The organism is Streptomyces sp. NPDC019443, assembly GCF_044389785.1.
In the GTDB taxonomy this organism is placed as follows: domain Bacteria; phylum Actinomycetota; class Actinomycetes; order Streptomycetales; family Streptomycetaceae; genus Streptomyces.
On record NZ_JBIRYJ010000014.1, the window covers coordinates 160,997 to 181,078 of the forward strand.

Annotated in this window: 17 protein-coding genes; 7 read left to right on the top strand and 10 right to left on the bottom strand. The window is 70.1% G+C overall.

Going from position 1 to position 20,082, the window contains the following annotated elements; all coding sequences use genetic code 11:
* Nucleotides 1–8: 8 nt before the first annotated feature.
* A complete protein-coding gene (locus ACH492_RS32010; RefSeq protein WP_398991633.1) occupies nt 9–458 on the bottom strand; it encodes a hypothetical protein in 450 nt (149 codons plus the stop codon).
* 418 nt (nt 459–876) lie between these two features.
* Between ACH492_RS32010 and ACH492_RS32015 the strand changes: the two genes are divergently transcribed.
* Genes ACH492_RS32015 through ACH492_RS32030 form a run of 4 tightly spaced genes read left to right on the top strand, consistent with a single transcriptional unit; the run spans nt 877 to nt 5,193 of the window.
* A complete protein-coding gene (locus ACH492_RS32015) occupies nt 877–3,738 on the top strand; it encodes a nitrate- and nitrite sensing domain-containing protein (RefSeq protein WP_398991634.1) in 2,862 nt (953 codons plus the stop codon).
* Nucleotides 3,735–4,193 (top strand): roadblock/LC7 domain-containing protein, encoded by a 459-nt coding sequence (locus tag ACH492_RS32020; protein ID WP_398991636.1) that lies wholly within the window; start codon nt 3,735–3,737, stop codon nt 4,191–4,193. Before ACH492_RS32015 ends, ACH492_RS32020 begins: the two co-directional genes overlap by 4 nt.
* 9 nt (nt 4,194–4,202) lie before the next feature.
* Complete coding sequence (locus tag ACH492_RS32025; RefSeq protein WP_398991638.1) at nt 4,203–4,607, top strand: DUF742 domain-containing protein; 405 nt, start codon at nt 4,203–4,205, stop codon at nt 4,605–4,607.
* The gene (locus tag ACH492_RS32030) at nt 4,588–5,193 is read left to right on the top strand and encodes a GTP-binding protein (protein ID WP_398991640.1); all 606 of its coding nucleotides are present in this window, start codon (nt 4,588–4,590) and stop codon (nt 5,191–5,193) included. The genes ACH492_RS32025 and ACH492_RS32030 overlap by 20 nt, the downstream gene beginning before the upstream one ends.
* Before the next feature lie 185 nt (nt 5,194–5,378).
* Here the strand turns inward: ACH492_RS32030 and glpK are convergent, their stop codons facing one another.
* The 6 genes from glpK to ACH492_RS32060 form a co-directional block, all read right to left on the bottom strand.
* Nucleotides 5,379–6,890, bottom strand: a complete 1,512-nt coding sequence (gene glpK / locus ACH492_RS32035; protein WP_398991642.1) for a glycerol kinase GlpK — start codon at nt 6,888–6,890, stop codon at nt 5,379–5,381.
* A 30-nt stretch (nt 6,891–6,920) separates the two neighbouring features.
* Nucleotides 6,921–7,682: an MIP/aquaporin family protein gene (locus ACH492_RS32040; protein ID WP_398991644.1), complete on the bottom strand. Its 762-nt coding sequence runs from the start codon at nt 7,680–7,682 to the stop codon at nt 6,921–6,923.
* 292 nt (nt 7,683–7,974) lie between these two features.
* A complete protein-coding gene (locus ACH492_RS32045) occupies nt 7,975–9,165 on the bottom strand; it encodes a lipid-transfer protein (protein ID WP_398991645.1) in 1,191 nt (396 codons plus the stop codon).
* A complete protein-coding gene (locus tag ACH492_RS32050; RefSeq protein ID WP_398991673.1) occupies nt 9,162–9,593 on the bottom strand; it encodes a Zn-ribbon domain-containing OB-fold protein in 432 nt (143 codons plus the stop codon). The genes ACH492_RS32045 and ACH492_RS32050 overlap by 4 nt, the downstream gene beginning before the upstream one ends.
* Before the next feature lie 66 nt (nt 9,594–9,659).
* Entirely contained in the window at nt 9,660–10,007 is a 348-nt protein-coding gene (locus ACH492_RS32055) for an Mpo1-like protein (RefSeq protein WP_398991647.1), read from the bottom strand.
* A gap of 119 nt (nt 10,008–10,126) precedes the next feature.
* On the bottom strand, nt 10,127–10,930 hold the full coding sequence (locus tag ACH492_RS32060) for a M15 family metallopeptidase (protein ID WP_398991649.1): 804 nt from the start codon (nt 10,928–10,930) through the stop codon (nt 10,127–10,129).
* 66 nt (nt 10,931–10,996) lie between these two features.
* On the opposite strand from ACH492_RS32060, the gene ACH492_RS32065 reads away from it, so the two are divergent.
* Entirely contained in the window at nt 10,997–11,494 is a 498-nt protein-coding gene (locus ACH492_RS32065; protein WP_398991675.1) for an NUDIX domain-containing protein, read from the top strand.
* Between the two features lie 195 nt (nt 11,495–11,689).
* Here the strand turns inward: ACH492_RS32065 and ACH492_RS32070 are convergent, their stop codons facing one another.
* On the bottom strand, nt 11,690–14,050 hold the full coding sequence (locus ACH492_RS32070) for a glycoside hydrolase family 31 protein (protein ID WP_398991651.1): 2,361 nt from the start codon (nt 14,048–14,050) through the stop codon (nt 11,690–11,692).
* A gap of 217 nt (nt 14,051–14,267) precedes the next feature.
* On the opposite strand from ACH492_RS32070, the gene ACH492_RS32075 reads away from it, so the two are divergent.
* Together ACH492_RS32075 and ACH492_RS32080 are read left to right on the top strand one after the other, a co-directional pair.
* Entirely contained in the window at nt 14,268–16,238 is a 1,971-nt protein-coding gene (locus ACH492_RS32075) for an acetoacetate--CoA ligase (protein WP_398991653.1), read from the top strand.
* Between the two features lie 222 nt (nt 16,239–16,460).
* Nucleotides 16,461–17,420: a hypothetical protein gene (locus ACH492_RS32080; protein WP_398991655.1), complete on the top strand. Its 960-nt coding sequence runs from the start codon at nt 16,461–16,463 to the stop codon at nt 17,418–17,420.
* A gap of 71 nt (nt 17,421–17,491) precedes the next feature.
* Here ACH492_RS32080 and ptsP read toward each other — a convergent pair whose 3' ends face one another.
* Together ptsP and ACH492_RS32090 are read right to left on the bottom strand one after the other, a co-directional pair.
* Nucleotides 17,492–19,162 carry a phosphoenolpyruvate--protein phosphotransferase gene (gene ptsP / locus ACH492_RS32085; RefSeq protein WP_398991657.1) on the bottom strand — a complete coding sequence of 557 codons (1,671 nt, stop codon included), beginning with the start codon at nt 19,160–19,162 and terminating at the stop codon, nt 17,492–17,494.
* 59 nt (nt 19,163–19,221) lie between these two features.
* Complete coding sequence (locus ACH492_RS32090; RefSeq protein WP_398991659.1) at nt 19,222–19,671, bottom strand: PTS glucose transporter subunit IIA; 450 nt, start codon at nt 19,669–19,671, stop codon at nt 19,222–19,224.
* Between the last annotated feature and the right edge of the window lie 411 nt (nt 19,672–20,082).

The window sequence follows — 20,082 nt, forward strand, 5'->3', positions numbered from 1 at the left end:
CACCCCCCTCACGCCTCCGACAGCCGGCCGCCCTGGCCCCGTTCCCGTCGCCGTATCCGTGCACTCTCGCGCGCCGCCGCCCGCGCCGTGCGTCGTGCCCGGCGGCGTTCACGGCGCAGCTGGCGGGCTGTGCTGCTCGGCATGGACACCACGCCATTGCGCTGGTTCCACACCTGGCGGGTCACCCACACGTCAAGCACCGCCCACGTCGCCACCACCGTGCTGCCCACGCTGCTGAGCACCATGGGAAACGCCAGCCAGGACCCGGCAAGCGTGCACAGAAACGCGATCATCCCCTGAATCATCGTCAGCGACGCTATGATCACCGCGCGCACCGCTGCCGTACGGACCGGATCAGCCATGCGCCGTCGCACCGCCGGCTCCTCCACCCAGAGTTGCCGCGAGACATTCGCATAACTCGTCGCCCGCACTGCGCCGCGACGCTCGTCCGTGTCCATGGACCTGTCACTCCCCACCTCTGTCCGACATCAGGGTGGCTGCCCCGATTCCGCTGCTTTACTCCGGCACCCGCAGCGAATGCGAACCGAAGCCGAAACCGATGCGATGCGCGCGGCGTAGTGCGAACACCCGTGCCCCCCGCACAGAATGACGATTGACCAGGCCGGATGATTCCCGCGGATCGAAAAATTCCAGCCATCCGCAGCGGTCCGAAAAATGATGTGCCGCCGGCTGCGGTCCCACGCCGCGGGGAATGCCATCTCCCCGAATACCAGGACAACCCGTGATCAAGGCGTCTGTCCTCGGCCGAAAATCGTCCGGACGTGCCTTCGAGTTGTCTGTGTGACAGTAGTAGGCTCACGCCGTTTGTTGACGGAACACCACCCGCACCGGGCGGGGGTTGATCAGGGGGAGGCCATGCGCTTTCGCGGGAAGTCCATCCGCCGGAAGATCGTGGCGTTGTTGCTGGTGCCGCTCGTCTCCCTCACCGCCCTCTGGGGCTTCGCCACCGTACTGACCGGTCGGGAGGCCGATCAGCTTCTGGACGTCAGCTCAGTCGTCGAGAAAGTCGGCTATCCGGTCGCGGATGCCGTCAGCGTCATTCAGAAGGAACGCCGCCAGACGCTCATCTACCTTGCGGACCGCAGGGCTTCGGAGGCCCTGCCCACCCTGCGCCGCCAGCGCGAGGCCACCGACGAGGCCGTCGCCGAGATCAAGTCGAATATGGCGAAGTCCGGAGTCCTCGACGACATGCGGCCGGACACCGCGCAGAAGCTGAACTCGCTTCTCGAGGCACTCGACGAACTGGGCGCTCTGCGCCGCTCCGTGGAGACAGGGACCGTCTCCCGCAACCAGGCTCTGGATTTCTACAACCGGGTCGTCGACCCCTGCTACAGCTTCCTGCTGACACTCCAGGCCTTCAACGACGTGGAGATGGAGCGGCAAGGCCGCGCCCTCGTCGGACTCGTCCGCGCCATGGAGATGCTCTCCCGCGAGGACGCCCTTATGGCCTCCTCGCTGACCACGCGCAAAATCACCGCAGATGAGATCCGCGCGCTCTCCGACTTCGTAGCGAAGCGCGAGCTGTACTACGAGACCAACCTCGAAGTCCTGCCCGCCAAAGAGCGCGAGGTCTACGAGCAGTACTGGCGCAGTCCCAAGACCGCGCCCCTGCGCGACGCCGAGGAACGCCTGATCACCGCGGGCCCCGTCAGGAACACCGGTGCGTCCGAGGCAGCCCGGTGGCAGGCGGTCGCCACCCCCGTCCTCGACGACCTCGCCCGCGAGGCCAAGGAGGCGGGCGTCCGCTACCAGGACCGCGTCGAGCCCGCCGCGTACAGCGTCTTCGTCAAGGCCGGCGTCGCGGGCGTACTGGGCTTCCTCGCCCTGCTGGTCTCGGTCATCGTGTCCGTACGTATCGGGCGCGACCTCGTCCGCGACCTCTCCCGGCTGCGCAAGGAGGCCCACGAGGTCTCCGGCGTACGTCTGCCCAGCGTGATGCGCCGCCTCGCCGCGGGTGAGCATGTGGACATCGAGACCGAAGCGCCGCGCCTCGACTACGACAAGGACGAGATCGGGCAGGCCGGCCAAGCGCTCAACACGCTTCAGCGGGCCGCTGTCGAGGCCGCCGTCCGGCAGGCAGACATGCGACGCGGAGTCTCCGATGTCTTCGTCAACCTCGCCCGCCGCAACCAGGTACTGCTGCACCGTCAGCTCACGCTCCTCGACACCATGGAACGCCGCACCGAGGACACCGAGGAACTCGCGGACCTGTTCCGTCTGGACCACCTCACGACCCGTATGCGACGGCACGCCGAGGGCCTGGTGATCCTCTCCGGCGCCGCGCCCTCCCGGCAGTGGCGCAAGCCGATCCAGCTGATGGACGTCGTACGGGCCGCGGTCGCCGAGGTCGAGGACTACGAGCGCATCGAGGTGCGCCGGCTGCCGCGCATCGGTGTGGGCGGCCCCGCGGTCGCCGACCTCACCCACCTCATCGCCGAACTGCTCGAGAACGCCACGGTGTTCTCGCCCCCGCACACCGGCGTCCAGGTGCACGGCGAGCGGGTCGCCAACGGCTTCACCCTCGAAATCCACGACCGCGGGCTCGGTATGGCCCCGGAAGTGCTGCTCGACGCCAATCTGCGGCTCGCGGAGACCCCCGAGTTCGAGCTCTCCGACACCGACCGGCTCGGCCTGTTCGTCGTCAGCCGGCTCGCCCAGCGGCAGAACGTCCGGGTCTCGCTGCAGCCTTCGCCGTACGGCGGGACCACCGCGATCGTTTTCATCCCCGCGGCCCTGCTCACCGAAGCCCCGGAGACCCAGGGCACCGGCTTCCGCCTCGACCGCAAGAGCGAGAGCGCGGCGGGGCGGCGCGGCAGCGACGGCAAGCTCACGGCGCTCTCCAAGGTCCCCACCCAGCTCAGCGGCGCGGCGCTGCTCGACGGACCCGTCGAACTGGAGGCACCCGTCGGCGCGTTGGGCTTCGAGGAGCGGCCCGGCCTCGGAGGTGACCGCCCCGGCCTCGGCGGGGCCGACTCCCTCGCCGACATCGAGGACACGGAGAGCGAGCGCGGCGGGATCTTCCGCGCCAGGGCCCGCGACCGCCGCCGCCCGACCCCGGACGAGCAGCACCAACAGGCGCTGGACCAGACGCCCGAGCGGAACTCCGGGCCCGTGCCGCTGCCCCGCCGCAAGCCGCCGACCCTGGTCACCGACCACGGCCGCAGGGTGGACGATCGTGGCCGCACCCACCCGGCCCCGGCACCCGAGCCCCAGCGTTCCGCAGAGCCCACGCCCGCGCCGGAGCCGAGTACCGGGCCATGGTCTCCATCCGCGCCGGAGTCGCGCCCCGCGCCCTGGCCGGGACCCGCACCCGCCCCTGAGCCACGCCGCGCGCCCTGGCCCGCGCCCGCCCCGGCAGCGCCCGCGCCCGCACCGTCGCCGGACAACGCGCGCACCCCCAAGCCCGACCCCGACCCGGCATCGGCACCCCCACCCGCAACGGTCGACGGCCTGCCCCGCCGAGTCCGTCAGGCAAGCCTCGCCCCCCAGCTCAGGGAGGGCGCCACAGCCGCCGAACAGACCACAGCCCCGGCCGCGGGGCAGGACGTCGAACGAGATGCGGAACAAGTACGCAACCGGATGGCTTCCATGCAACGAGGCTGGCAGCGCGGCCGCCGCCAGAATGCCGAAGAGGCAGAGTACGAAGTGGCCACCGACCAGGCCACCGGCCCCGGCGAGACCGCACCAGGAACGACATCGGAGGGGGACGGTCGATGACCGCACCACACGCCGCAGCACCCAACGCCACCGGCGACGGCATGACCACAACCACCAGGCGATCCGGCGAACTCAACTGGCTCCTCGACGAACTGGTGGACCGCGTCGCCAGCATCCGCAAGGCACTGGTGCTCTCCGGTGACGGCCTCGCCACGGGCACCTCCCGGGAACTGACCCGCGAGGACGGCGAGCACCTCGCCGCCGTCGCCTCCGGCTTCCACAGCCTCGCCAAGGGCGTCGGCCGCCACTTCGAGGCGGGCAAGGTCCGCCAGACCGTCGTGGAGCTGGACGAGGCCTTTCTCTTCGTCACGGCCGCGGGTGACGGCAGCTGTCTGGCCGTCCTCGCCGACGCGGACTCCGACGTCGGGTTGGTGGCGTACGAGATGACGCTCATGGTCAAGCGGGTCGGAGCGCACCTGGCCACCGCTCCACGGACCGGCCAACCCGGGGGGTGAGTGGCCGGCATGAGTGACTCCGCTCAGTACGCTCGGAACCCGCACCACTTCTTCGACGCCGAAGCCGGCCCGGTCGTCCGTCCGTACGCGATGACGCGCGGCCGGACAAGCACCGCCACCCGCCACCGCCTCGATCTGATCGCCCTCGTCGTGCCGGAGGCGGCGGCCGACGACCCCGGCCGCGACCAGTTGCTCTCGCCGGAGCATGTTGAGATCGTCGAGCGGTGCGGCGACACCCCCCAGTCGATCGCCGAACTCGCTGCCACCCTGGACCTCCCTGTCGGAGTGGTCCGGGTCCTGGTCGGCGATCTCGTCGAGGACGCACTGGTGCATGTAACCCGTCCCGTTCCGCCGGCCGAACTGCCGGATGTGAGCATTCTCCGCGAGGTGATCAATGGTCTTCGGGCGCTCTAGCCGCCGAACGCCGCCCGTCGAGCCGGTGACTCTGAAGATCCTGGTCGCGGGCGGATTCGGCGTCGGCAAGACGACTCTGGTGGGCGCGGTCAGCGAGATCAGACCGCTGCGTACGGAGGAGACGCTGAGCGAGGCGGGCCGTCCTGTCGACGACACCGCGGGCGTCGAGCAGAAGACGACCACCACCGTCGCCATGGACTTCGGGCGTATCACGCTCCGCCAGGACCTGGTGCTCTATCTCTTCGGCACGCCGGGCCAGGACCGCTTCTGGTTCCTCTGGGACGAGCTGGCGCAGGGGGCGCTGGGTGCGGTTGTGCTCGCCGATACCCGCCGCCTCGAGGACTCCTTCGGGGCCATCGACTACTTCGAACGCCGCTCCATTCCCTTCACCGTCGCAGTCAACTGCTTCGAGGGGGCGGGCCGTTTCCCCAGCGAGAGCGTACGGGCTGCGCTCGACCTCGACCCCGAGGTGCCGCTGCTGATGTGCGACGCGCGCCAGCGCGAGTCGGCCAAGGAGGTCCTGGTGGCGGTCGTTGAGCACGCGCTGGTCCGCGCCGACCGGCAGCGCGAGCACGCGGACGCCTGACCCCCTGCGTGCGTGTGCCGCAGGCGCGAGCACGCGGACGCCTGACCCCCGCGCCGACCGTTAGCGCGAACACGCGGACGCCTTACCGCCGCGCCGCCGACGCGAGCACGTCGTCAGCCGACCGATGGGCGAGCCACGGCCCGTACCCCCACCGACTGGGGTACGGGCCGTGAGTCAGCATGGGGTCACTCGTCCCCTTCCTCGTGCCAGCCGAAGCTACGCTCCACCGCCTTGCGCCAGTTGTGGTACTCGCGCTCGCGGGTCTGCGCCCCCATCCGCGGCGACCACTCCACATCGCGCTTCCAGTGCGCCTTGAGCTCGTCGAGGTCCGACCAGACGCCGGTCGCGAGCCCCGCCGCGTACGCGGCCCCCAGACACGTCGTCTCGGAGACCTTCGGCCGGATCACCGGCACCCCCAGCACATCCGCCTGATGCTGCATCAGCAGATTGTTGGAGGTCATACCGCCGTCCACCTTGAGCGTGGTGATCTGCACTCCGGAGTCCTGATACATCGCGTCGACCACTTCGCGGGTCTGCCAGCTGGTCGCCTCCAGCACCGCTCGCGCCAGATGCGCCTTGGTGACGTAACGGGTCAGGCCGGTGATGACACCGCGTGCGTCGGAGCGCCAGTACGGAGCGAAGAGCCCGGAGAAGGCCGGCACGATGTACGCCCCGCCGTTGTCGTCCACGCTCGCCGCCAGCGTCTCGATCTCCTCGGCGCCGCGGATGATGCCCAGCTGGTCCCGGAACCACTGCACCAGCGCGCCGGTGATCGCGATCGATCCCTCCAGGCAGTACACCGGCGCCTCTTCGCCGATCTTGTACCCCATCGTGGTGATCAGCCCGCTCTTCGACGGCACGGGCCGGTTGCCGGTGTTGAGCAGCAGGAAGCTGCCGGTGCCGTACGTGTTCTTGGCCGTGCCCGTGTCGTAGCAGGCCTGCCCGAAGATCGCGGCCTGCTGGTCGCCCAGCGCAGAGGCCACCGGCACACCCGCGAGCTGGCCGACGGCCGTCCCGTACACCTCCGCCGACGATCTGATCTCCGGAAGCACCGCCTGCGGCACATTCATCGCCGCCAGGATCGCCGGATCCCACTGCAGGGTCTGCAGATTCATCAGCATCGTGCGCGACGCGTTGGTCACGTCGGTGACATGGACCCCGCCCTCGGTGCCGCCGGTGAGGTTCCAGATCAGCCAGGAGTCGATGGTCCCGAAGGCGATCTCACCGCGTTCGGCCCGGCCGCGCAGGCCGGGCACATTGTCCAGCAGCCAGGTTGCCTTGGGCCCGGAGAAGTAGCTCGCGAGCGGCAGTCCGGTCGCGTCGCGGAAACGGTCCTGTCCGTCCGTGCCGCCCAGTTCGTTGCAGAGCGCGGAGGTACGCGTGTCCTGCCAGACGATCGCGTTGTGTACGGGCTTGCCGGTCGTCCGGTCCCAAAGAACCGTCGTCTCCCGCTGGTTGGTGATGCCGAGGGCACTGAGCTGGTCGGCCCGCAGGCCCGCCTTGGCGATCGCCCCCGCCACCACCGCCTGCACCTTGGACCAGATCTCGGTGGCGTCGTGCTCCACCCAGCCCGGCTTGGGGAAGATCTGACGGTGCTCGCGCTGGTCGACGGCGACGATCGCGCCGTCCTGGTTGAAGATGATGCAGCGGCTGGACGTGGTGCCCTGGTCAATTGCGGCGACGAATTTGTCCGTCATGACGTCCTCTTGTCGAAGTGGCCACAAGGCCTAGAAGGCTGCGTTGAATATGAGGCCGGCCAGCAGCCCGCCGATCACGGGCCCGGCCACCGGCACCCAGGCGTAACCCCAGTCGGAGGTGCCCTTGTTGGGGATCGGCAGCAGTGCGTGGGTGATGCGTGGTCCGAGGTCCCGCGCCGGGTTGATGGCGTAACCGGTCGGCCCGCCGAGCGAGAGACCGATACCGACGACCAGCAGCGACACCAGCAGTATGGAGATGCCGGAGCCGTAGATCCCGGCGTCCTGCCCGGGTATCTGCCCGATGCCGATGCCGTCGTTCTTGCCGAAGGCGAGTATCGGCAGCACCAGGCCGATCGTCGCGATGATCTCGGTCATCACGTTGGCGACGGGATTGCGGATCTCCGGACCGGTGGAGAAGATTCCGAGCGTGGGCTGTGCGTTCTTCTTGTCCGCGTTGGCCTGGAACTGCGCGAAGTAGACGAGATAGGCGAGTACGGCGCCGAGGATCGCGCCGACCATCTGCGCCAGGATGTAGAGCGGCACTTTGCTCCACTCCCCGGTGTCGACGGCTACGCCCAGCGTCACGGCCGGATTGAGATGCCCACCCGACAGCGGCGCGGCGGTGTACGCGCCCGCCAGCACGCCGAAACCCCAGCCGAAGGCGATGACGACCCACCCCGCGGCCCTTGCCTTGGAGTGGTGGAGCGTGACGGCGGCGCAGACGCCCGCGCCGAAGAGGATGAGTATCGCGGTGCCGATGACCTCACCGATGAAAATGTCTCCATTGCTCATGGCGGCTCCTATGCCCTCGGCCGGGGCCTGGGCCCCGGTCCTCCGTGCAGGATGCGTGCTCCATGGCGTTCCATGGCTACGGAGCCGGGGGCAGGGGAGTCTCCCGTACCCGGCCCGGCGTCCGTGACGAGCGTGGTGAGCGTGCCGAAGTGGCGGCGATGCCGACGAAGAGGCAGTTTTCACCGGCCGTGATGGGGCGTCAAGGTCGTTGACAGCAAGCGCAGTTCACGGCCTGTGAGTTGACACGGTACCGGGGAACGTAAGGCAGCGGGAGGTCGCCTTCAGGGTCCGCTCACCGGACGGCGACGACCGCCGAGCCATGGCCGAACAGCCCCTGGTTCGCGGTGATCCCGGTGAGCGCCCCCGGCACCTGACGGGCTCCGGCAGTGCCGCGCAACTGCCAGGTCAGCTCGCAGACCTGGGCGATGGCCTGAGCGGGCACCGCCTCGCCGAAGGACGCCAGACCGCCGCTGACATTGACGGGAATCCGCCCGCCGAGTGCGGTTGCCCCCTCGCGCACCAGCTTGGCACCCTCGCCGGCCCCGCACAGCCCGATGTCCTCGTACCACTCCAGCTCCAGGGCGGTGGAGAGGTCGTACACCTCGGCGAGCGAGAGATCCTCGGGCCCGATGCCCGCCTCCTCGTACGCGGCCCCGGTGATCGAGGCCCGGAACGACTGCGGGAGCGGGTCCATGGCGGCGGCCGAGTCGGTCGCGATGTCCGGGAGGTCGAGTACGGCCTTCGGGTAGGTCGGCGAGACGGTGGAGACCGCGCGGATACGGACCGGCTCGCCGGCCCCGTGCCGGCGCGCGAAGTCCATGCTGGAGAGCACCAGCGCGGCCGCGCCGTCGGACGTCGCGCAGATGTCGAGCAGCCGCAGCGGATCGGCGACCACCGCGGAGGCGGCCACCTCCGCGGCCGAGACGGCCTTGCGGTAGCGGGCGTTGGGGTTGAGCGCCCCGGCCGCCGCGTTCTTCACCTTGACCAGCGCGAAGTCCTCGGCGGATTCGCCGTACAGGGCCATACGCCGGCGGGCGTAGAGCGCGAAGTAGGCGGGGTTGGTCGCCCCGAGCACCCGGAAGCGAAGCCAGTCGGGATCGTCGGGCCGATCGCCGCCGGCCGGTGCGAAGAAACCCTTCGGCGCGGAGTCCGCACCTACCACCAGCACCACGTCAGCCATGCCCGCCAGGATCTGGGAGCGCCCGGTGTTGATCGCCTGCGCGCCCGATGCACAGGCCGCGTAGACACTGCTGACGCGTGCCCCCTGCCAGCCGAGCGCCTGCGCGAAAGTCGCCCCTGCCACATACCCGGGATAGCCGCAGCGCATGGTGTCCGCGCCGACCACCGACTGCACCTGCCGCCAGTCGATCCGGGCATCGGCCAGCGCGGCTCTGGCCGCGGCCGTGCCGTACTGGACGAAGCTGCGACCCCATTTGCCCCAGGGGTGCATTCCGGCCCCGAGGACCGCCACCTCGCCGCTCATGACGCCACCCCCACGGGCCGCCAGTGCCAGGTCGTCCAGACCGTCTCCGCGTCCTCGTTCAGCACGCCGGGCACGACCTCGACCTCCATCCCGACCGCGAGATCGGCGACTCTCACACCCGGCACGGCCTGCCCGAGGACCACCATCCGCTCGGCCTCGAGCTCGACGGCGACGAGTGTGTACGGTTCCCACTCCGCATCGGGGTCAGAGACATACGGCGCGGGTGGTCGATAGCGCCCGTCCGTGTACGACCACACCCGTCCCCGCTTGGACAGGGGCACCTCCGCCAACTCCCCGCCCCCGCACGCCGGGTTGCGGCAGAAGCAGTCCTCGCGCGGGAAGAAGACCGACGCGCAGGCCGCACAGCGGGTGCCGAGCAGCCGGAAGTCCTCCTCATCGCTGTCCTGCGTGAACCATCCGGCCACCACGGGTGTGCGCGTCAAGATCCCTCCCCGGCACAGCAATCTGACGGAACGTCAGAAGTGTGCCACGGGTCAGCGGTTCTCGGCGAGCCACTTGGCGGCGGTCTCGGCCAGTTCCCGGTCCCTGCCTGCCAGCATCATCCGGATCATCTGCACGTCACCCCGCAGCGACCAGGCCGGATGCCCGAAGGTCGCGGGGTTGTTCTTCTCGATGAAGAAATGCGCGGGCCAGGCCGTTCCGTAGCCGATCAGCGGCAGGGCGGCCGCATACCGCTTCCGGCCGCGCGCCAGCCCGTACGCACTGATCGCGAGACCGGTCAGCGTGCCGGTCAGATGGACCCACCGGGTGGCCGCCCTGGAGTGCATCGCGACGTAGTACGGCCAGAACTCCTCGTACGAGTCAAACGTCTGCTGCGTCATGGCGGCACCGTAATCCCTCGGCAGCGAACCTGATACGGCCCGGCCGCGCCCGATACCGGAGAACGGGCCGCCGGAGCCTACGGGGATGGTCCCGGCCGCCCGTTCCGCAGCGGCCTCCTTCAGTGCCCGGCTACCGAACGCCAAGCGACGGGAAAGTCGAAGAAGGTGTCGGGGAACGGCTCCGGCTTGTAGGTGAAGTGCCACCACTCCTCGGGCAGATTCACAAGGCCGACCGCACTCAGAGTGCCCTTCAGTAGCTGCCGGTTGGCGCGCTGCTTGCCCTGGATCCTGGGGTCATCAGTGTGCGACAGCGTGTCGAAGCAGTCGAAACCGGTCCCCATGTCCACGGAATTGTCGGGAAAGCGCTCGGACTTGGGCGCATGGCAGGGGACGAGGGGCTCGCCGGGAATGTACGGCCTGGTTGGCAGGGCAGGCAGCTTCACGATGGTGAGATCGACCGTGCTGCCGCGGCTGTGCCCGGACTTCTCCGCGATGTAACCGTCGTCGAACAGCCGCGACTTGTCGACTTGGGGATAGAACTCCTCCTTCATGGCCTCGTCATCGAGGTCCTTGGCCCACCGGACGAAATGGTCGACGGCCCGCTGTGGCCGGTAACAGTCGTACACCTTCAGCGAGTAGCCCCGACGGAGCAGCTTCGACTGCGCCTTGTGCAGCGCCTGGGCGGCGGCCCGCGTGAGGATGCAGAGCGGCTGGCGGTAGCCGTCGACGGGTTCACCCACGAAGTTGTGCCGGGTGATGTAGCGCATCTCCTGGATGATCGTCGGGTCGACGGAGCGCAGCGCCACGAACTCCCTGGGTGCCTTCGGCTCGGACTCGGCCTGCGCCGCGGGGGCGGCGGTGACGGCGAAGAGTGCGGCGGCCGTCGCTACGAGGGTGCGGAAAGCGGAAGCAAGTCCTGTCATGCGCACACGCTCTACCAGTTCCCGGCCCTGCGGGAAAAGGTGATCGGATACAGTCCGCGCGTGTCCATGGACTCCCACTGCGGCAACTGCGGGGCGCCGTACGGCTCCCTGACGGGCTGGCCCCGCACCTGCCCGGCCTGCGGCGAGACGGCCTACCGCAATCCGCTGCCGGTCGCTGTCGCGCTGCTGCCCGCGTACGACGCCGACGGCACCGGTCTCGTCGTCATCACCCGCACGATTGAACCAAGGCGCGGAGGCATCGCGCTGCCGGGCGGCTACATCGACCACGGTGAGGACTGGCAGCAGGCGGTCGTACGGGAGTTGGCGGAGGAGACCGGCATCGAGGCCTCGCGCGAGGAGGTTCACCTCGCGGACGCACTCAGCGCGCCGGACGGCCATCTGCTCCTGTTCGGCCTCCTGCCACAACGCCCGGCGGCGGACCTCCCACCGCCGACCCCGACGCCCGAGACGGCGGGCTGGCACCTGCTCCATGCGCCCACGGAGCTGACGTTCCCGCTGCACACGATCGCGGTACGGAGATGGTTCGAGGGACGGTACGCGTAGTCACCCGGGTTCGTGGGTGCCGTGGGCTGTGGGCCGGGGGGCTTGGTGGTTGGTGTCCGGTGGGTGGCTTCGCGGGCGCCCCCCGGGCACCCAGCCCCGCCGCGTACGGCCAGTTTGCCGCCGACGCCGCGGAGTCGAACCCGGAACGTGCACTCACCCCGCCCCGCCACAACCCGCACCCGCGGGCCCGTGCCGCTACGCCCGCGCCCCCAGCCCCCGCACCCGTACCCGCCACCTCGGCGGACCGGACCGGTTCCCCTTGACCTGCTTCACCACGACCCGCCCGTCCACCAGCCGCGACGTGTACCGCTCCACCTCCGCCTCCTCCCAACCGTCCCCCAGGTCCGGGACCACCAGCCCCCCGCCCCCGCGCCTCTCGGCCGGCGCCCACACCTCCAGCTCGATCCCGCCGTCCGCGCCCCGTACCGGAATCACCGCACCACCCCGCGCCAGTACCGGGATCCGCGAAAGGGGAGCGTCCACCAGCACCTGCCCCGGCCCGTCGTACGCCTGCCCCGTCGCCGTGTCGTACCACCGGCCGCGCGGCAGCCGCACCGCCCGCCGGTCCGTCCCGCTCTCCAGCACCGGCGCGACCAGCAGCGCGTCACCGAGCAGAAAGGCGTCCTCGCAGTCGCGCAGCACCCGGTCCTCCGGACTGCTCCACCACAGCGGCCGCACATACGGCGCCCCAGTCAGCCGCGCCAGATGCGCCAGTGTGACGAAGTAGGGCCGCAGCCGCTCCCGTTCGTCGAGGGCGGCCTTTGCATGCGCGAGGACCTCGGGCCCGAATTCCCACGGCTCCCTGCGCCCCGCGTCGATCGCCGCATGCGTACGGAACAGCGGCAGCCGCGCCCCCAGCTGGAACCAGCGCAGATACAGCTCGGGCGACGGACTGCCGTCGAATCCGCCCACATCAGGACCGGAGTACGGCACGCCGCACAGCCCGAGCCCAAGGACCAGCGAGAGCGAGGCCCGCAGCCCGGGCCAGCCGGTGGACACATCGCCGGACCAGGTGCCTCCGTACCGCTGCATACCCGCCCAGCCGGAGCGCGAGAAGAGAAACGGCCGTTCCTCCGGACGCAGCCGCCGCAGTCCCTCGTACCCGGACTGCGCCATCGCGAGACCGTACACATTGTGGGCCTCGCGGTGATCGCCGCCCCGCCCCTCGAGCGCGTGCCGGGCCGAACGCGGCAGCGTCATGTCGCCGAAGGGCGAGAAGGACACCGGCTCGTTCATGTCGTGCCACACCCCGGAGAAGCCTTGCGCCAGCCGCTCCTCGTACAGCTCTCCCCACCACTGGCGGACCGCCGGATCGGTGAAGTCCGGATAGACGCACTCGCCCGGCCAGACGACGCCCCGCACCTCCCTGCCCCGCGGATCGCGTACGAACGCCCCGGCTGCCGACCCGCTGTCGTACACCGCGTTCCCACGCTCCGCCTTCACCGCAGGATCGACGATGGAGACCAGCCGCACCCCGTCCTCGCGCAGGTCCTTCGCCATGCCCGGCAGGTCGGGGAACCTCTCGCGGTCGACGGTGAACACCTGATGCGCGTCGTAGTGGTCGATGTCGAGATGGACGGCGGACAACGGCAGTTCCCGGTCCCGGTAGCCCGCGACGATCCGGCGCACCTCTCGCTCGCTGCCGAAACCCCACCGGGCGTGCTGCGGTCCCAGCGCCCAGGCCGGCGGCAGCGCGGGCGCGCCCGTCAGCTGCGTCCAGCCGGCCAGTACGCGCGCGGGAGTGCCGACCACCACCCAGCAGCGCAGCGGCCCGCCGTCCATGCGTACCTCGCTGGTGCCGGGCCGGTCGTGTCCCGAGCCCGCGCCCTCCTCGCCCTCGTGCAGGGTGACCCGGCCGTCCCACGAGTTGTCGTGGAAGGCGAGATGGGTGCCGGCGTCCGCCACGACCAGCTGGACGGGCATGTTGATGTACAGCGGGTCGTCGCCGGGACCGAAGGTGCCCCTGGGGTCGGTGTTCCACAGCCGGTATGTGCCGCCCCGCAGGCGCGGCCCCGAGGCCCGCCCGCCGAGCCCGAAGAAGCGCGCGTCCGCGGGCACTTCGGTCCGCTGCACCCACCGTGCCGGACCGCCCCGCACCGGCTCCCACCAGCGCGGCGGCAGATCCCGGCGCAGAACGACACCGCCCGGCGTACGGATCTCCACGGCGCCCTTGCGGGAAACCTCCACGGTCACCCGCTCCGACACCACGCGCCAGCCGCCGTCCTTGTCGGGCTCGAGCTCGGCACGCGGATCCGGATCGGGAGGTCCGTCGGCGAGTGCGTACGACGGCTCGGGCCCCGCACCGTCCCAGCCCCAGAAGACCGTGCCGCCCGCCGTGACCCGGATGCGCAGCTCCGAACGTGCGAACCGGAGGATGCCGCCCCCGGGCAGCGGCTCGGCGCCGGTCACGGGCCCGGGCACCCGTGCCCGCTCCGCCCCCCTCTTCGGCAGCTCCCGGGCGTCGGTCCGCCGCTGCCGCCAGGCCGAGCGTGCCGCGCGCAGCCCCTGCACCGTTCCGAAACTTCGTACCGAACGCACCAGATCCCGACCGTCCATGCAGCTCAGCCTGCCATCCGGCCGAGCGGATGTGGGGTTTGTTCAACTCCCGTTCACCAGTGGTCAGAGCACATATTCTCCCGCCCGACCATGGGTGGAGAGCCCTGGTGCGAAAGACGATCACGTGGCATCGTCCCTGTCAGCCGCGTCACGCGCACACCCCGCACGTGCGCGTGACGCACGCAGACACCGTGTAGAGCCACCCGGGAGCCGCCCCATGACCTCAGCAGCGAACCCTGCCCCCCTCTGGCAGCCAGACCCGGACCGCATCGCCGCCGCCCGGGTCACCCGCTTCCAGGCATGGGCCGCCGAGCGCCACGGGGCGCCTGCGGAGGGCGGCTACGCGGCGCTGCACCGCTGGTCCGTCGACGAGCTCGAGACCTTCTGGCAGGCGGTCGCCGACTGGTTCGACGTGCGGTTCTCCACTCCGTACGAGCGTGTCCTCGCGAATTCCGCCATGCCTGGCGCCCAGTGGTTCCCCGGCGCCACGCTCAACTACGCCGAGCATGCCCTGCGCACCGCCGAGGAGCGCCCCCATGACGCGGCGCTGCTGTATGTGGACGAGACACATGAGCCGACCCCGATCAGCTGGTCCGAGCTCCGCCGCCAGGTGGGCGCTCTCGCAGCCGAACTGCGCGCCCTCGGCGTACGCCCCGGGGACCGCGTCAGCGGCTACCTGCCCAACATCCCGCAGGCCGTCGCCGCACTCCTCGCCACCGCGGCCGTCGGCGCGGTATGGACCTGCTGCGCCCCCGACTTCGGCGCCCGCAGCGTCCTCGACCGTTTCCAGCAGGTCGAGCCGGTCGTCCTGTTCACCGTCGACGGCTACCGCTACGGCGGCAAGGTGCACGACCGCACGGAGACCGTCGCCGAGCTCCGCCGCGAACTCCCCACCCTGCGCGCGGTGATCCACATCCCGCTGCTCGGCACGGAAGCCCCCGAGGGTGCTCTCGACTGGTCGGCGGTCACCTCTCAGGACACCGAACCGGTCTTCGAGCAGGTCCCCTTCGACCACCCGCTGTGGGTGCTGTACTCCTCCGGTACGACAGGTCTGCCCAAGGCCATCGTCCAGTCGCAGGGCGGCATCCTGCTGGAGCACTTCAAGCAGCTCGGCCTGCACTGCGACCTCGGCCCCGAGGACCGTTTCTTCTGGTACACCTCGACCGGCTGGATGATGTGGAACTTCCTCGTCTCCGGCCTGCTCACCGGCACGACGGTCGTCCTGTACGACGGCAGCCCCGGCTATCCCGACACCGGCGCCCAGTGGCGCATCGCCGAGCGCACCGAAGCCACCCTCTTCGGCACCTCGGCGGCGTACGTCATGGCCTGCCGCAAGGCCGGCGTCCACCCCGGCCGCGACCACGACCTGTCCCGTATCAAGTGCGTTGCCACCACCGGCTCCCCGCTCCCGCCCGACGGCTTCCGCTGGCTGCACGACGAGGTGGCGGACGACCTGTGGATCGCCTCCGTCAGCGGCGGCACGGACGTGTGCAGTTGCTTCGCCGGCGCGGTGCCCACCCTGCCCGTGCACATCGGCGAACTCCAGGCCGCCTGCCTCGGTACCGATCTTCAGTCCTGGGACCCCCAGGGCAAGCCGGTCATCGGCGAGGTCGGCGAACTGGTCGTCACGAACCCCATGCCGTCCATGCCGATCCGGTTCTGGAACGACCCCGACGGCAGCCGCTACCGCGACAGCTACTTCGAGATGTTCCCCGGCGTCTGGCGGCACGGCGACTGGATCACCATCACCGACCGCGGCTCCGTCGTCATCCACGGCCGCTCCGACTCCACCCTCAACCGCCAGGGCGTACGGATGGGCTCGGCCGACATCTACGAAGCTGTCGAACGTCTCCCCGAGATCCGCGAATCGCTGGTCATCGGTCTGGAAGAGCCGGACGGCGGCTACTGGATGCCGCTCTTCGTCCACCTCGTCGAAGGCGCTGCCCTCGACGACGACCTGCGCGACCGGATCACGCGGACGATCCGCGAACAGCTCTCTCCACGCCATGTCCCGGACGACATCATCGAGGTCCCCGGCGTCCCGCACACCCTCACAGGCAAGCGCATCGAGGTCCCGGTGAAGCGCCTCCTCCAGGGCGCACCCATGTCCAAGGCGGTCAACCCGGGCTCGGTCGACAACCTTGACCTGCTGCGCTTCTACGAGGCCCTGGCCCGCAACCGCTCCTAGCGCGCCCCAGCCGACGGGACCATCCAGCGCGCCGGGCGCGGGGCCTGGGGCGGAGCCCCGAATTCAGCCTCGCCGGCGTTTGAGGCGCAGGGCCTGGGGCGGAGCCCCAGTTACGGGAAGGGGCGGGGTGGGGGAAGGCCCGCCGCAGGCGCTCCCCCAGCCCATTGTCAGTGCCGTCGATTACGGTGAGTCACCAGCAATCGACCGCACCCAGGGGGAGAAATGGCGTACGTCAAGAAGCCGAAGCAGCCCAAGCAGGCCAAACAGCCCAAGTCGACCAACCAGTCCAGGCGCCGGCCCCCCAAGACCGACGCAGCCCTCCGCCGCACCCTCCGCCGCGAAGTCCCCAGCACCGTCGCCCTCCTCGCCGACGAGCACGACTTCACCGCCATGCGCCACTACCGCACCTTCACCTTCGACGACCACCCGACCTACCTACGCCAGATCGAGGCCCTGCTCAAAACCCTCGCCGGCAGCCAACTCCACACGACCGTCGCCCTCTTCGACCCGGAGGACTTCGCGGAGTACTGCGCAGAAGCAGGCCTCGACCCGGACGCTGCCGCCAGCCGCAGCCGCTACACCGCCGACATCGCCGGCCGCGGCACCGGCCTCACGTACACGGGACAGCCGCTCGACAACCTGCTGCCCCAACTGATCAACAAGGCCGTTCGCCAAGCCACTTGGGAGTACGCGACCATGCTCCTCGCCGACCTTGGCGAGTGCGCAGACTGCGGCCAGGACGTCGGCCGGGCCGCCTTCGACCGGGCCTCCCGCATCCTGATGCGACTTCTCGAAGCGGCGGGACCAGGCAGACACCACCTCGTCTGCAGCGTCCCTGCCCCCGACGAACAGCTCCTCGCCGTCCTCCACGCCGACGCCGGTACGGACGAGCCTGCCCAACTGGACGCATCCGAGGGCGCCGAATTCGTCACCGTCCTCGCGACAGGCATCGCCCTCGAAAGCCCGGGGGGACTGGTGCTGCGCACGAGCACCGAGGGCGCCCCGGACCGCCTCCACGGCTGGCGGCTCCACCAGGGCCGCCTCCTCCCGCTCACCGCGGGCGAGGTCTTCAACGCCTACTGCACGGACGCGGCCACCGGCGAACCACTGTCCCCCGAGCCCGGCGTGGAGTACTGCGCGGGCTTCGACATCACCACCGACGAGCCGGACAACCACCACTGAACGCCGAAGGGGCTCCCCGCCGTGCCTGGCAGGAAGCCCCTTCGATCACCTACTGACCAACCGCGTACCGACTACTCGCCGGAGAGCACCGCCTGCGCGGCGACCCGCGCCTCGTCCGCGGTGTCCGTGGCACGCGCCGCTGCCGCAGCCCGCTCGCACTGAGCGAGCGTGTACTTCGCCAGCGTGGCCCGGACGTACGGAATCGACGCCGCACCCATCGACAGCGAGGTCACACCAAGACCGGTGAGCACACACGCCAGCAACGGATCGGAGGCAGCCTCACCACACACACCACAGCTCTTGCCCTCGGCCTTCGCGGCCTCGGCCGACAGCGCGACCAGATCCAGCAGCGCCGGCTGCCACGGATCCTGCAGCCGCGACACCGCACCCACCTGACGGTCGGCGGCGAAGGTGTACTGCGCGAGGTCATTGGTGCCCAGCGACAGGAACTCGACCTCCTGCAGGATCGAGCGCGCCCGCAGCGCGGCGGACGGAATCTCGACCATCGCGCCGAACTTCGCCTTCAGTCCGGCCTCACGGCACGCGTCCGCGAACGCCTTGGCGTCGATACGGTCCGCCACCATCGGCGCCATGACCTCGAGGTACACCGGCAGTCCGGCGACGGCCTTGGACAGCGCCGTCAGCTGGGTACGCAGCACCTCGGGGTGGTCCAGCAGGCTGCGCAGCCCGCGCACACCCAGCGCCGGGTTCGGCTCATCGGCCGGAGTCAGGAAGTCGAGCGGCTTGTCGGCCCCCGCATCCAGCACCCGCACGACAACCCGGCCCTCGGGGAACGCCTCCAGCACCTTGCGGTAGGCCTCGACCTGCTTCTCCTCCGACGGAGCCTGCTTGCTGTCGTCGAGGAAGAGGAACTCCGTACGGAACAGACCGACGCCCTCAGCACCGGCCTCGACAGCGGCCGGCACATCGGCAGGCCCGCCGATATTCGCCAGCAGCGGCACCTTGTGCCCGTCGGACGTCGCGCCGGGCCCACTGGAAGCGGCCAGCGCGGCCTTACGCTCCGCGGCGGCCTTCTCCATCTGCGCGCGCTTCTCGTCGCTCGGCTCGACGAAGACTTCGCCGGTGCTGCCGTCGACGGCGATGAGCGTGCCCTCGGCCAGCTCCCGGGCACCCGGCAGCGCCACCACGGCGGGTACTCCGAGCGCCCGCGCCAGAATCGCGCTGTGGCTGGTCGGCCCACCCTCCTCGGTGACGAACCCGAGCACCAGCGCCGGGTCGAGCAGCGCCGTGTCCGCGGGCGCGAGGTCCCGGGCGATCAGTACATACGGCTCGTCGCTGTCCGGCACACCCGGCATCGGCACACCCAGCAGCCGCGCCACGATCCGGTTCCGCACGTCATCCAGGTCCGCGACCCGTCCGGCCAGGTACTCGCCGGCACCCGCCAGTAGCGCCCGGTACGCGGCGAACGCGTCGTACACCGCGCGCTCGGCAGTGCTGCCGACGGCGATGCGCCGATCCACGTCGGCCATGAGCTCCGGGTCCTGCGCCATCATGGCCTGGGCCTCGAGCACCGCCTGCGCCTCGCCCCCAGCCAGATTGCCCCGCGCTATCAGGTCGGCGGCCACAGCTTCCACGGCCTGGCGAGCGCGCCCCTGTTCGCGCTCCGCGTCCTCCGCCCGAATCTGCTTGGCCGGCGGCTCCAGAACCGCCGTGCCCATGTGCCGAACCTCGCCGATCGCCACACCGTGGCTCACGCCGACGCCTCGAAGCGTTGTCTCCATTTCACCCGTCTCCGATTGAGCGACGGTCTGTGCCGCCGCGATGGATGTCCGACTCGCCGTCACTGCCAGCCGAAGAGCGTGTCGCCGGCCTTCACGTCGCCGTCCTCGCGGACGTTGGAGAGGGAGTCGGCCGTTGCCTCGAGCGCCACGATCGGGCAGACGGCGGACTTGCCCGCGGCCTCGACGGCCGACGGGTCCCAGCGCACCACAGCCTGTCCGCGCTGAACCGTGTCGCCCTTGTTGACGAGCAACTCGAAGCCCTCGCCGTTGAGCTGAACGGTGTCGATTCCGAGGTGCGTCAGCACACCGTGCCCCTGGTCGTCGACGACGACGAAGGCGTGCGGGTGAAGGGAGACAACGATGCCGTCAACGGGGGCGACGGCCTCCGACGGCTCACGCACGGGGTCAATAGCGGTACCCGGACCGACCATCGCACCGGAGAAGACCGGGTCCGGCACGGCCGCGAGTCCGATGGCACGTCCGGCAAGAGGGGACGTCACTGTGGTCATGGAGCCTCCCAGGGGCGGAGATTCGTTGCGTCGCCGTCCCTAGCCTGTTACCGGACGGCGCGCTGTTCAGAAGGGTAAGTCATAGGAAGTCCTAGTTCCGCACGAGAGCTGCCAGTTGGCGGACCTAGGGGGCACCGGAAACGATTTGCCTCATCTCTCGGCGGCAGGTACTGTCGTACCCCTGCCTGACCCCAACGCGACTTTGAGTCGGGGGTCGGCAGCACCTATCAAGCCGAGATCCTAACTGGTCTAAACCTCTGCGTGCCCGCAGGGTGGTGGTCAGGATGAGGGAAAGAGCCTGATAGAGTTTGGAAACACCGAAGGGAAGCGCCCGGAGGGCCCCGTGAAAAGGGTCTGAAGGAAGCGTCCGTTCCTTGAGAACTCAACAGCGTGCCAAAAGTCAACGCCAGA

Excerpts from the sequence above, each read along its gene's own strand:
- ACH492_RS32010 (WP_398991633.1), bottom strand. The coding sequence starts at position 458 with ATGGACACGGACGAGCGTCGCGGCGCAGTGCGGGCGACGAGTTATGCG.
- ACH492_RS32015 (WP_398991634.1), top strand. The coding sequence starts at position 877 with ATGCGCTTTCGCGGGAAGTCCATCCGCCGGAAGATCGTGGCGTTGTTG.
- ACH492_RS32020 (WP_398991636.1), top strand. The coding sequence starts at position 3,735 with ATGACCGCACCACACGCCGCAGCACCCAACGCCACCGGCGACGGCATG.
- ACH492_RS32025 (WP_398991638.1), top strand. The coding sequence starts at position 4,203 with ATGAGTGACTCCGCTCAGTACGCTCGGAACCCGCACCACTTCTTCGAC.
- ACH492_RS32030 (WP_398991640.1), top strand. The coding sequence starts at position 4,588 with ATGGTCTTCGGGCGCTCTAGCCGCCGAACGCCGCCCGTCGAGCCGGTG.
- glpK (WP_398991642.1), bottom strand. The coding sequence starts at position 6,890 with ATGACGGACAAATTCGTCGCCGCAATTGACCAGGGCACCACGTCCAGC.
- ACH492_RS32040 (WP_398991644.1), bottom strand. The coding sequence starts at position 7,682 with ATGAGCAATGGAGACATTTTCATCGGTGAGGTCATCGGCACCGCGATA.
- ACH492_RS32045 (WP_398991645.1), bottom strand. The coding sequence starts at position 9,165 with ATGAGCGGCGAGGTGGCGGTCCTCGGGGCCGGAATGCACCCCTGGGGC.
- ACH492_RS32055 (WP_398991647.1), bottom strand. The coding sequence starts at position 10,007 with ATGACGCAGCAGACGTTTGACTCGTACGAGGAGTTCTGGCCGTACTAC.
- ACH492_RS32060 (WP_398991649.1), bottom strand. The coding sequence starts at position 10,930 with ATGACAGGACTTGCTTCCGCTTTCCGCACCCTCGTAGCGACGGCCGCC.
- ACH492_RS32065 (WP_398991675.1), top strand. The coding sequence starts at position 10,997 with ATGGACTCCCACTGCGGCAACTGCGGGGCGCCGTACGGCTCCCTGACG.
- ACH492_RS32070 (WP_398991651.1), bottom strand. The coding sequence starts at position 14,050 with ATGGACGGTCGGGATCTGGTGCGTTCGGTACGAAGTTTCGGAACGGTG.
- ACH492_RS32075 (WP_398991653.1), top strand. The coding sequence starts at position 14,268 with ATGACCTCAGCAGCGAACCCTGCCCCCCTCTGGCAGCCAGACCCGGAC.
- ACH492_RS32080 (WP_398991655.1), top strand. The coding sequence starts at position 16,461 with ATGGCGTACGTCAAGAAGCCGAAGCAGCCCAAGCAGGCCAAACAGCCC.
- ptsP (WP_398991657.1), bottom strand. The coding sequence starts at position 19,162 with ATGGAGACAACGCTTCGAGGCGTCGGCGTGAGCCACGGTGTGGCGATC.
- ACH492_RS32090 (WP_398991659.1), bottom strand. The coding sequence starts at position 19,671 with ATGACCACAGTGACGTCCCCTCTTGCCGGACGTGCCATCGGACTCGCG.